Annotated in this window: 11 protein-coding genes; 1 reads left to right on the top strand and 10 read right to left on the bottom strand. The window is 63.5% G+C overall.

Annotated features, from left to right (window positions below):
• Window positions 1–134: 134 nt before the first annotated feature.
• The 9 genes from ASC48_RS03225 to uxaC form a co-directional block, all read right to left on the bottom strand.
• Window positions 135–1,658, bottom strand: a complete 1,524-nt coding sequence (locus tag ASC48_RS03225) for a UxaA family hydrolase (protein WP_055454394.1) — start codon at window positions 1,656–1,658, stop codon at window positions 135–137.
• A 12-nt stretch (window positions 1,659–1,670) separates the two neighbouring features.
• On the bottom strand, window positions 1,671–3,092 hold the full coding sequence (locus tag ASC48_RS03220) for a mannitol dehydrogenase family protein (protein ID WP_055454806.1): 1,422 nt from the start codon (window positions 3,090–3,092) through the stop codon (window positions 1,671–1,673).
• Window positions 3,082–3,822 carry a 2-dehydro-3-deoxy-D-gluconate 5-dehydrogenase KduD gene (gene kduD, locus ASC48_RS03215; protein WP_055454393.1) on the bottom strand — a complete coding sequence of 247 codons (741 nt, stop codon included), beginning with the start codon at window positions 3,820–3,822 and terminating at the stop codon, window positions 3,082–3,084. The genes ASC48_RS03220 and kduD overlap by 11 nt, the downstream gene beginning before the upstream one ends.
• On the bottom strand, window positions 3,819–4,643 hold the full coding sequence (kduI, locus tag ASC48_RS03210) for a 5-dehydro-4-deoxy-D-glucuronate isomerase (RefSeq protein WP_055454392.1): 825 nt from the start codon (window positions 4,641–4,643) through the stop codon (window positions 3,819–3,821). Before kduI ends, kduD begins: the two co-directional genes overlap by 4 nt.
• A 27-nt stretch (window positions 4,644–4,670) precedes the next feature.
• Window positions 4,671–4,985: a cupin domain-containing protein gene (locus ASC48_RS03205; protein WP_019963605.1), complete on the bottom strand. Its 315-nt coding sequence runs from the start codon at window positions 4,983–4,985 to the stop codon at window positions 4,671–4,673.
• Window positions 4,986–4,998: 13 nt separating this feature from the next.
• Window positions 4,999–6,279, bottom strand: coding sequence for a TRAP transporter large permease (locus ASC48_RS03200; RefSeq protein ID WP_055454391.1), 1,281 nt, complete (start codon window positions 6,277–6,279; stop codon window positions 4,999–5,001).
• 1 nt (window position 6,280) lies between these two features.
• Window positions 6,281–6,793, bottom strand: coding sequence for a TRAP transporter small permease (locus tag ASC48_RS03195; RefSeq protein ID WP_208975523.1), 513 nt, complete (start codon window positions 6,791–6,793; stop codon window positions 6,281–6,283).
• A 74-nt stretch (window positions 6,794–6,867) separates the two neighbouring features.
• A complete protein-coding gene (locus ASC48_RS03190) occupies window positions 6,868–7,848 on the bottom strand; it encodes a TRAP transporter substrate-binding protein (RefSeq protein WP_055454389.1) in 981 nt (326 codons plus the stop codon).
• A 30-nt stretch (window positions 7,849–7,878) separates the two neighbouring features.
• Window positions 7,879–9,288 (bottom strand): glucuronate isomerase, encoded by a 1,410-nt coding sequence (uxaC, locus tag ASC48_RS03185; RefSeq protein ID WP_055454388.1) that lies wholly within the window; start codon window positions 9,286–9,288, stop codon window positions 7,879–7,881.
• 104 nt (window positions 9,289–9,392) lie between these two features.
• Here uxaC and ASC48_RS03180 point away from each other — a divergent pair, with 104 nt between their 5' ends.
• Window positions 9,393–10,100 (top strand): GntR family transcriptional regulator, encoded by a 708-nt coding sequence (locus ASC48_RS03180; RefSeq protein WP_050474343.1) that lies wholly within the window; start codon window positions 9,393–9,395, stop codon window positions 10,098–10,100.
• A 170-nt stretch (window positions 10,101–10,270) separates the two neighbouring features.
• Here ASC48_RS03180 and ASC48_RS03175 read toward each other — a convergent pair whose 3' ends face one another.
• The gene (locus ASC48_RS03175) at window positions 10,271–11,707 is read right to left on the bottom strand and encodes a helix-turn-helix domain-containing protein (protein ID WP_055454387.1); all 1,437 of its coding nucleotides are present in this window, start codon (window positions 11,705–11,707) and stop codon (window positions 10,271–10,273) included.
• Window positions 11,708–11,788 lie beyond the last annotated feature (81 nt).

The raw sequence follows: 11,788 nt of genomic DNA, 5'->3' as shown, positions 1-11,788 counted from the left end.
AAGGCATGGCGCCAGCGCCATGCCTTTTTCAGTGTAGCAGGGCTTTCGATGCTGACGCATCACGCCTCGAAAATACTCAAGCGCCACACGGGCTTGACCAACTCTCGATAAGTCGAGCTCATCGAGAGTTGATTTTACATCACGGCACCAACCTGCCAGGGCACGAACTCGTTGTCGCCGAGGCCGAGGGCTTCGGATTTCGACTTCTGGCCCGAGGCAACGGCAAGGATCATGTCGAGGATTTCCTCGCCCTTGGCTTCAAGGCTGATGCCTTTCGACAGCACGTCACCGGTGTTCAGGTCCATGTCTTCCGGCATGGCGTTGAACAGGAAGTCATTGGTGGCCACCTTGATGGTGGGCGCAGGCTTGGAGCCGAAGGCAGAGCCGCGGCCCGTGGTGAAGACCACCAGCTGTGCGCCGCCCGCAATCTGGCCCGTCGCCGACACGGGGTCATAGCCGGGGGTGTCCATGAAGACGAGGCCGGGTTCCGTCACCTGTGCGGCATAGTCGTAGAAGGCGGTCAGCGGCGTGGAGCCAGCCTTGGCGACGGCGCCCAGCGACTTTTCCAGAATGGTCGTCAGCCCGCCCGCCTTGTTGCCGGGGCTCGGATTGTTGTCCATGCTGCCGCCGTTCATTTCGGTGTAATGCTCCCACCAGCGGATGCAGCCGATGAGATCTTCCGCCACCTTCTGCGTGGCAGCGCGGCGCAGCAGCAGCTGTTCGGCACCGTAGATTTCTGGCGTTTCTGACAGGATCACCGTGCCGCCAAGGCCGACGATCATGTCCGATGCCTTGCCGAGCGCGGGGTTGGCGGTGATGCCGGACAGGCCGTCCGAGCCGCCGCACTGCAAACCGATGCGCAGGGCCGAGACAGGGCAGGGCTGGCGCTGTGCCTTGTTCACCTCGGGCAGGATCTCCAGCACCTTGGCCTTGATGGCCGCGATGGTGGCACGGGTGCCGCCGGTTTCCTGGATGGTCAGGCTATGGAAGTGGTCCGCGCCTTCTGCCCCGAAGGTGTGCTTCATGCGGGCGATCTGCATCACCTCGCAGCCGAGGCCGACGAAGACGGCCGCGCCCACGTTGGGATGGGTGGCATGGCCCCACAGCACGCGCTGAAGGATATCAAAGCCGCGCCCCTCGGAGGCCATGCCGCAGCCGGTGCCATGGGCAAAGGCGACGATGCCATCCACATTCGGATAGTCTTCGAGCACGCCGGAGTTTTCCAGCTCGAAGGCTGCCCGGCGGATCACGGTGGCAGAGCAGTTCACCGTAGCGCAGAGGGCGATGAAGTTGCGGGTGCCAACCCGGCCATCCTTGCGCAGATAGCCGTTGAAGGTGCGCGGGGCGGGCGAGGGCACGGCGGCCTTCGCCCGCTCCAGATCGGCACCGGTCTGATACTGCTGATCGTGGTCCCCGAAGGCGCAGTTGTGGGTATGCACATGCTCCCCGGCGGCAATGTCCTTGCTGGCCCGGCCGATGATCTGGCCGAACTTGAGGATTTCCGCTCCTGTGGGGATTGCGGTCAGGGCCACCTTGTGGCCCGGAGTGAGGGGGGTGGCGAGTGCCACGCCCAGCCCGAGAGGGTCGCTGCCTGCGGCAAGGCGCTCCTTCACGATACCCACATTGTCGTCGGGATGAAGAACGATCAGCTGGCTCATGGCTTGCCTCGGTTACAGGGACTGCAAGGTCTTGCGGGCGCCCTGGCTGAGCAGCAGGCCTAGGGCCTCTGCCACCGGGGCCTGCAACTGGCTGGCAAGGGCGGGATCAAAGATCTCGCGCACACCCAGAAGGGCTGCGGCCTTGCCTTCCGCCGTTGCGGCGCTGTCGAAGAGCTCACGCAGGCGTGCGGCCAGCGGGTCCTTCACCTCGATCGGCGCGCCCGTCTCGTCCACACCGCCCACATAGCGCATCCATGCGGCGACGGCGAGCATCAGGCGCGGGCTGCTGCGGCCGGCCTTCAGGTTCTCGCCCAGGGTGGCGAGAATGCGCTGCGGCAGTTTCTGGCTGCCGTCCATGGCGATCTGCCAGGTAAGGTGGCGGATGCCGGTGTTGGCAAAGCGTGCCTTGAGGGCAGCCGCATAGCCGGCGAGATCCACGCCCGGCGGCGGGGTGAGCGCAGGGATGATTTCCTCGCTCCACAGGCGGGTGACGAAACCGGCCAGAGCCTCGTCGGCCATGGTGTCGGCAATCGTCTTGTGGCCGGAGAGGTAACCCAGATAGGCGAGCGAGGAATGCGCGCCGTTGAGCATGCGCAGCTTCATGTGCTCGTAGACGGCAACATCGGACACCAGCTCGACGCCGGCGGCACCGAGATCCGGGCGCTCGCCGCCCACGAAGTCATCCTCGACCACCCACTGACGGAACGGCTCATGCACCACGAGGCCGTCTTCATTGCGGCCGGTGGCGGCGGACAGGCGCTCGATGTCTTCCGGTTTGGTCGCCGGGACGATGCGGTCCACCATGGTGGAGGGGAAGCGGCCTTCGCGCTCGATCCAGTCCGCAAGGGCCGGGTCGATGAGGCGGGCGAGATCCAGCACCACGCCGCGCACCACCTTGCCATTGTGCGGCAGATTATCGCAGGTCATGACGGTGAAGGGGGCAAGGCCAGCGGCAAAGCGGCGCTGCAGGGCACGCACCAGATAGCCCGGCGCGGAGACGGGCAGGGCGTTGACCAGATCCTTCTGGATGTCCGGATGGGACTGGTTCAGGCGGCCGGTGCTCGGCTCGTGGCAATAGCCCTTCTCGGTGACCGTCAGGGTGACGATCTTCACATCGGGGCTCGCCATGGCGGCAAGCACGGCTTCCGGGCTTTCCGGGGCCACCAGCACATCACGGATGATGCGCACGTCACGGCGGGTTTCCCCATCGGGGCCCAGCTCCACGGCGGTGTATTCGAAATTGCGCGGTGCCATGCGGTCGCGTGTCGTGGGGCTCTGCAGCGAAACGCCGGTGATGGCCCAGTTGCCGCCGGAGCGGGCGACGGCTTCCTCGATGAAAATGGCACCATGGGCACGGTAGAAGGCACCAAGCCCCAGGTGGACGATACCCACCTTGGCATTCACGACACGTTCGATTTCCAGATCAGCGGGCAAGCCAGCCTCCGTCAACATTCAGCACTGCACCATGGATGTAATTGGCAGCCGGAGAGGCAAGGAATACGGCGGCTTCGCCGATGTCCGAGGCCTGGCCCCAGCGGCCGGCAGGGATACGCTCAAGGATGGCCTTGTTGCGCACCGGGTCCGCCCGCAGTGCTTCGGTATTGTTCGTTTCGATGTAACCGGGGGCGATGGCATTCACATTGATGCCCTTCGCCGCCCATTCGTTGGCCAGAAGCTTGGTGATGCCTGCAACACCATGCTTCGAGGCCGTGTAGGACGGCACCCGGATACCACCCTGGAATGACAGGAGCGAGGCAATGTTGACGATCTTGCCGTTTCCTCCACGGCCAAGAACGGCCTTGCCGAAGGCCTGGCAGGTGAAGAACACGGCCTTCAGGTTCACGTCCATCACCTCATTCCAGTCGGCCTCGGTGAAATCCACCGCATCGGCGCGCCGGATGATGCCCGCGTTGTTGACGAGAATGTCCACCGGTTCGGCGCAGAACACGTCACGGGCGGCCATCGGGTCGGCGAAGTCGAGCACCATCTCACGTGCCTTGCCATTGCCGCCGGTGATGAGGCCAACGGTCTCCGCACAGGACGAGCGTCCCGCGCAGATGACGTCCGCCCCGGCGCGGCCAAGCGCCATGGCGATGGCTTGACCGATGCCCGTGTTGGCACCGGTCACAAGGGCAGTCTTGCCCTCAAGCGAGAAGGGGTTCACCGCAGATCCTCCATGGCGACCATTTCCACGTCCTTGTAGTCGACGTTGTCGCCGGCCATGGCCCAGATGAAGGTGTAGCTGCCGGTGCCTGCGCCGCAGTGGATGGACCAGGGCGGGGAGACCACCGCATCCTCGTTCTTCATCACCAGATGGCGGGTTTCCTGCGGCTCGCCCATGAAGTGGAACACGCGCTGCTCCGGCTTCATGTCGAAATAGAGATAGGCTTCCATGCGCCGGTCATGCACGTGAGCGGGCATGGTGTTCCAGACCGAGCCGTTGTGCAGCTGGGTGTAGCCGACGACCAGCTGGCAGGAGGTCATCACCGCCGGATGCACGAACTGGTAGATGGTGCGGTCGTTGGAGGTCTCGGCCGAGCCGAGCTTCACTTTCTCTGCTTCGCCGATGCGGATCAGGCGTGCCGGATAGGCAGCGTGTGCGGGCGCGGAGAGAATGTAGAAGCGGCCTTCGCCTTCGAAGGTCACCTTGCCGGAGCCCAGCGGCAGATAGAGCACGTCACCGCGTTCCATGGCGTAGGTTTCGCCTGCTGCAGAGACCTTGCCGCTGGCGCCGACGTTGACGACGGCCATCTCGCGGCGGTCGAGGATGCTGGCGGTGCCGCATTCCTTCACATGGTCCAGCACCAGCGGCGCGCCGGAGGGCACGGCGGCGCCGATGATCATGCGGTCATAATGGGTGTAGACGAGGCGGATTTCACCGGCAGCAAACAGGCTGCCCATGTGGAAATGCTTGCGCAGCTCTTCCGTGTCCATCCGCTTTGCGGTCTGCGGATCAATGGCGTGGCGGGTTTCGACGGTCAGCATGGAACGGATCCTTCCTTAACTTCAAACTCAGAGAAAATCGTCGCGGCGGGGCGTGAAGGTGTCGATCAAGGTGCCAGGCTCAAGGCAGCGGCAGCCGTGGATGGCCATGGAGGGGATGACGAAACTGTCGCCCGGCCCCACCTCGGTCTCCTTGCCGTCCACCTGAAACAGAAAGCGGCCGCTCTCCACATAGGTGGACTGGATATGCGGGTGGTTGTGCAGCTTGCCCTCGGCGCCCTCGTGGCCGAAGCGGAAGGCAACGACCATGAGTTCCGGGCTTTCGGACAGAACCTGGCGGGTGACGCCAGGATCTGCAGGGACAGCGGGATAGGTCTTCAGCATGGAACAGTCAGCCTCAATGGAAGAGTGAAGGGAGCCAGAGCGAGAATGCCGGCACATAGGTGACCAGCATCAGCACGGCCATGGCCGCCCCGTAGAAGGGCCAGATGGTCTTGATGGCATCCCAGACGGAGATCCGCCCCACGGCACAGCCGACGAAGAGCACGGCGCCCACGGGCGGTGTGCACAGGCCGATGCCGAGATTGAGGATGAGGATCACGCCGAAATGCACCGGATCGACACCAAAGGCGGTGGCCACCGGGAGGAAGATCGGCGTGGTGATGACGATCAGCGGCGACATGTCCATGAACGTGCCGAGGAACAGCAGGGCGGCGTTGATCAGCAGCAGGATGATGATGGGATTGTCGGAGATACCGCGCAGGAGCGCGACCATTTCGGCCGGTACCTTCAGGAAGGCCATCAGCCAGCCGAAGGATGCCGCACAGCCGATGACCAGCAGCACCATGGCCGTGGTGCGCACCGCCGCGAAAGTGGAGGCGGTAAAGTTCTCCCAGGTCATGGTCCGGTAGGCCAGAACCGTCACCACCAGCGCATAGACCGCAGCGATGCACGAGCTTTCGGAGGCGGTGAAAACGCCCGAGCGCACGCCGAAGAAGATGATGCCGATGAGCAGCAGGCCGGGAATGGCATTGGCGAAGAGCCAGCCAAGCGCCTGCCAGCCGGGGAAGGCTTCGGTGGGATAGCCACGGCTGCGTGCCACCCACCAGGCCGCGATCATCAGGCTGAGTGCCAGAAGGAAGCCGGGGATGATGCCGGCCGTGAACAGATCGGCGATGGAGATGCGCCCGCCTGCCGAGATCGAATAGATGATCATGTTGTGCGAGGGCGGGATCATCAGGGCGATGATTGAAGAGACCACCGTGACATTGACCGCATAGTCGACGCCGTAGCCGCGCTCCTTCATCTGCGGGATCATCAGCCCGCCGATGGCCGAAGCATCGGCCGCTGCGGAGCCGGAGATGCCGCCGAACATGACGGAGGCGGTGATGTTCACCTGGCCAAGGCCGCCGCGAAGATGCCCGACAGCCGCCCCCGCAAGGGCCACGAGACGGCGGGCAATGTCGCCGCGCACCATCAGTTCGCCGGCGAAGATGAAGAAGGGGATTGCCATCAGCGCGAAGACGGAGACACCCGAATTCAGCCGCTGAAACACGATGACCGGCGGCATGCCGAGATAGAGCACCGTCAGCAGCGACGAGATGCCGAGGCAGAAGGCCACCGGCGTGCCGATGAGCAGCAGGACGGCAAAGGAGCCGAACAGAATCCAGAGTTCCATCTCATGCCTCCTGAATGCCGGTTTCGCCGAAGCGGGCGGTTGGCAGGCCTGCGGCCCGGCGGGCGATGCGCTCCAGCGAGAACAGGAAGACGAGTATTCCGCCGCCGATCAGCGGGGCGAAATCATAGGCACCGGAGATGCCGATGGACGGCAGCTTCACGTTCCAGGCAGACATGGCAAGCTGCAGCCCGTACCAGAACATGCCTGCCCCGAAGAGGGCGACAAGGGAATCCGACACGGTGTAGAGAACCAGTTTGGCTTTCACCGGAATGACGTAGAGCAGCACGTCGAAGCTGAGGTGATAGCCTTCCCGGATGCCGACTGCGGCGCCGAAGAAGATAAACCAGCCCATGAGAATGACCGCGAGCGGTTCACTCCAGATGAGGCTGTCGTTCAGAACGTAGCGGAAAAAAACCTGAGCCGAGATGATGGCGGTCATCAGGACGAGACCGGCGCCAGCCAGCCAGAGAGCGAGGCGAGCGATGAGGCCCAAAGCCTGCGCGATTGATTTCATGGTGTCCTGCACCTGACGTCTCCACGCAAAAGAAGGCCCGTGCCGCGGGGCGCGGCACGGGGTTGGGCTTCACATCACTCGGTTGCCTGAATGCGGGCAACCAGATCCTTCAGCTTGTCGGACGTCACGTGCTTCTCGTAGACCGGCTTCATCGCGTCGATGAAGGGCTGTTTGTCAATATCCGTGACGACCGTGGCACCGGCAGCGCGCACCTTTTCCTCGGAGGCCTTTTCACGGGCCTGCCACATCTCGCGCATCATCGGCACGGAGTCCTTGGCGGCCTGGCGGACGGCGGCCTGATCTTCGGCGCTGAGCTTGTCCCAGGATGCCTTGGACATCACCAGCACTTCCGGAACGATCAGGTGCTCATCCAGCGTGTAGTAACCGGCGACCTCGAAGTGGCCGGAGGATTCATAGGACGGCCAGTTGTTTTCTGCCCCGTCGATGACGCCGGTCTGGATCGAGGAATAGACCTCGCCATAGGGCATCGGGGTGGCATTGGCGCCGAGGGCGGTCATCATGTCGACGAAGATGTCCGACTGCATGACGCGGACCTTCATGCCCTTCAGGTCGTCGATGGTCTCGATCGGCTTCTTGGCATTGTAGAAGCTGCGCGAACCGCCGTCATAGAAGGCGAGGCCGACATAACCATGCGGTTCAAAGGCGGCCAGGATTTCCTCGCCGATCGGGCCATCCATCACCTTGTGCATGTGATCGACCGAACGGAAGATATAGGGCAGCGAGACAACCTTGGTTTCTTCAACGAGGTTGTTGAAGGGGCCCATCGAGACACGGTTCATGTCGATGACGCCGAACTTCGTCTGCTCGATCGTGTCCTTCTCCTGGCCGAGCTGGGCGGAGTGGAACACTTCGATGCAGAGTTTGCCGCCGGTGCGCTCCTCGAGCATCTTGCCCATGGCCTTGACGGCCTCGACGGTCGGATAGCCGTCCGGGTGGGTATCAGATGACCGGAGCGTTACCTCGCAGGCCGTTGCAGCCCCGGTCATCATCACACTGGCCAGCAGTGTGGCTTTCGCAATCGTCATGAATGTCATTTGCTTCTCCTCCCAAGTGAACGGCCCTCCTCAGAGCCGGTAGGCTTGCTTGGCAAGCCTGTAGGTGAGGTCATAGGCAACCTCACCCGCCTCGTCCTCATCCAGCCGTCCTGTGGCGACCAGATGGGCGAGGTAAGCGCAATCCACGCGCCGGGCCACATCGTGACGGGCGGGGATGGAACAGAAAGCACGGGTGTCGTCATTGAAGCCGACGGTGTTATAGAAGCCCGCGGTTTCCGTAACCTGCTGACGGTAGCGCATCATCCCTTCCGGGCTGTCGAAAAACCACCACGCGGGCCCCAGCTTCAGTGCCGGGTAAACGCCGGCGAGCGGTGCAAGCTCGCGCGAGTAGGTGGTTTCATCAAGCGTGAAGGCGATGATGGACACATCGTCCCGCATGCCGACTGCATCAAGCAGCGGCTTGAGCGAGCGCACATAGTCGGTGCGGCTCGGGATATCGAAGCCCTTGTCGCGGCCGAAGGTGCTCAGCACCGCGCCGGAATGGTTGCGCGAGCTGCCGGCATGGATCTGCATGACGAGGCCATCGTCAATGCTCATGCGGGCCATCTCGGTCAGCATCTGGCCACGGAAGGCGTCTGCCTCTTCCGCAGTGCATACGCCGCGCAGCGCCTTGTCGAAAAGATGAGCCGCCTCAGCTTCGCTCAGATTCTCGGTGCGGGCCGTGGCATGGCCATGATCGCTCGAGGTGGCGCCGCCCTGCTCCTTGAAATAGGCGCGGCGGATACGGTGCGCTTCCAGATAGCCGGACCAGGTGGTGGTATCGGTGCCGCACAATTCGCCCAGCTTCTCGACTGTCTCGGTGAAGCCTGCATATTCCGGGTCAACGGCCTGATCCGGGCGGTAGGCGGTGACGACGCGCCCCTTCCAGCCGCTTTCGCGGATCATGCGGTGCCACTTCAGATCATCCAGCGCGCCTTCGGTGGTGGCGATTACCTCGATGCCGAAGCGCTCGAACAGGGCGCGGGGGCGGAATTCGGGACGCTGCAGGCAATCGGCGATGTGATCGTAGGTCTCGTCCGCGGTTTCCGCAGACAGGCGCTTGGTCAGGCCAAACACGTCCTGGAAAGCGTGATCCAGCCACATGCGCGACGGAGTGGCGCGGAACAGGTGATAGTTGGAGGCAAAGATGCGCCAGATCTTGCGGCCATCGGTCTCGGTCCAGCCGCCGTCGGCGCGCGGCACGCCGAGGTTTTCCAGCTTGATGCCCTGCGAGCAGAGCATGCGGAAGACATAGTGATCCGGGGTAACGAAGAGCTGGGCTGGGTCGGGGAAGGGATTGTTTTCTGCAAACCAGCGCGGGTCCGTGTGGCCATGCGGGCTGATGATCGGCAGATCCTTCACGCCTTCGTAAAGGCCGCGCGCAATGTTGCGAACGCCGGGTTCAACGGGGAACAATCTGTCAGAATCCAGCAGCGCCACGCTTGCTCTCCTCCCGAATGATGACTTAAGCCGGAGAACGGCTCTTTTCTTCGCGTATTTCAGCTAATATGCTAGTATCCAATAGGAGTCAATGGGAGGACAAAATGCCGGATTCGCTTCACCTGCGAGCGCTTGAGCCCGTCGGAAGGCCACTCGTCGCCGATGCGGTTTTCGAGCAGCTGCACCGGCAGATCCTGTCGCTTGAGCTGCCCCCCGGCGCCAAGATTTCGGAGATCGACGTTGCCAGGGCGATGGGGGTTTCGCGCCAGCCGGTGCGCGATGCCTTCTACCGTCTGTCCAAGCTCGGCTTCCTGCATATCCGGCCGCAGCGGGCCACATCCGTGTCGGTGATTTCCGAGCGTGCCGTGTTTCAGGCGCAGTTCATACGCACCGCCATCGAGGCGGAAACCGTGCGCGTGGCCTGTGCCCAGCTGACGGAGGCAGATCATCAGGCGCTGGTGGATATCATCGAGCAGCAGCGCGAAGCCGTCACAGGCCAGCGGCCGCTGGATTTTCATGCGCTGGACGATCTCTTCCACAAGGAGATCTGCGAACGCTCCGGTCACGCCCATGCCTGGGAAATGATCCGTGAGAACAAGGCGCATATGGACCGGGTGCGCTTCCTGTCGCTGGCCTTTGCCTCGCAGGATGCCTTTGACGATCATTGCCGGGTGCTGGAGGCCATCCGCCAGCGCGACGCCGATGCGGCGGTTGCCCAGATGCGCAGCCACCTTGCCCGCATCCGCCAGCAGCTTGAACGCATCCGTGCCGGTCATATGAAATACTTCGCCCATGAGACGGGAGAGGCGTGAGGGGAAGCAGTTTCAGGGGGGGGGATGAGTCGGAGAGTGAGGATGAGGGAGACGAACGTGCAGATCTTCCACACACTCAGCGTCGCCCCGGCTCGCGCTGCGCTTGGCCGGGGTGACTCAGTGCGGGGGAGAGGATGGTGGCAACTCTGGCCGCTGCGCTTCTGTTTCAGTCACCGCAGCGAAAACGGCACGATGCCACGCGAATCCCGTTCCACCTGGATTTCCTTGTCGAGGGCGGGGAAGGCCCGTTCCGGGCAGCTGGCGCGGGGGCAGATGCGGCAGTTGATGCCGATGCGGGCCGGATTCACCCGGTCCGTCAGGCCCAGTTCGTCACCGTAGACCAGCATGTCCGCATATTTCAGCTCGCAGCCAAGGCCAAGGGCATAGCGCCGCTCGCGCTCGCCGAAGCGGGTGGCGGGCTTGGAAATGCTGCGGGCCAGGCAGAGATACTGCGTGCCGTCCGGCATCTCGCCCACCTGCGCCGAGACGCGGCCCTCGTTCAGCTCAAAGGCCTCATGCACGTTCCACACCGGGCATGAGCCGCCATAGCGGGCGAACTGGAAGCGGGTGGCGCTGTGCCGTTTGATGACATTGCCCGCCCGGTCCACCTTCAGGAAATAGAAGGGCACACCCTTTTCCCCCGTTCGCTGCAGGCTGGAGAGCCGGTGGCAGATCTGCTCGAGGCTTGCCCCCGTCGTCACCATCAGCCGGTCAAGGTCATGCCGGTAGGATTTGGCGAGGGACAGGAAGGCTCCGTAAGGCAGCAGCAGGGCGCCCGCGAAATAGTTGCGCAAGGCGAGGCGGCAGATCTCCCGTGCCGCCAGTGTGGAGAAACCGGCCTTCTCCACGTGGCTGGAAATGAGCTTTTCCGCCGTCAGATCCGCAACGATACAGCCCAGCTGGAATTCCATGGCGGCACGCGGCAGACCCCGGTCGAGGGTGACGAGCTTCGCTCTGGCATCGAAGGCGACAATGGCACCATCTGCGGCCTGCCGCTCGGTGACGTCCACCCGAACGCCGTGGGTGTCCCGCAGCCAGGCGCTGAGCCGCCCGAAGCGGTCCGGCGTCCAGGCTAGGCTCAGTTTGCTGGCCAGCTCCTCGGCGCTCACATCCAGCGCATCGACATAGTTGTCGATGTAGTGGAAATGGTCGCGCACCTGATCATAGGGCGGGGTCATGCGCGGGGCGCGGCCGCTGGTCTCCCCATGGGCATCAATGGCGTCGTCCAGCGAGGCCTGCTGTTCGCTCATGCGCCTGAGGGTGCCGTAGAGATCCAGAAAGGCGCGGGCGAAGTCCGGCGTGTGGGTGGCGACGCTCTTCAGGTCCTGCAACCCGACGCTGCCGTCATGAAAGCGGGTGTCCGCGAGCGCCTCGCCAAGGTCGGCCACCAGCCGGTCAAGGTCGCTCGCCTCGAAACTGGCGAGGTCGGCACCGAACTCACGGCTGACGGCGATCAGCACCGAGGCGGAGACAGGGCGGATGTTGCTCTCCAGCTGGTTCACATAGGAGGGCGACAGATCCAGCCGGCTGGCAAAGGCCACCTGCGTGAGACCTGCCCGTTCGCGCAGCTTGCGCAGCACATGTCCGGCGAAAAGCTTTCTGGCCATCGGTTTCTCAAATTGCGAAGGTTTTACAGTTTAACATGACACACTTTTGCATATCGCAGAAGGCCCGCCAAATGGCTATGG

It is taken from the genome of Pannonibacter indicus (assembly GCF_001418225.1).
In the GTDB taxonomy this organism is placed as follows: Bacteria; Pseudomonadota; Alphaproteobacteria; order Rhizobiales; family Stappiaceae; genus Pannonibacter; species Pannonibacter indicus.
Note: the sequence above shows the minus strand (reverse complement) of the source record. Positions and strands in the feature narration are given on the sequence as shown.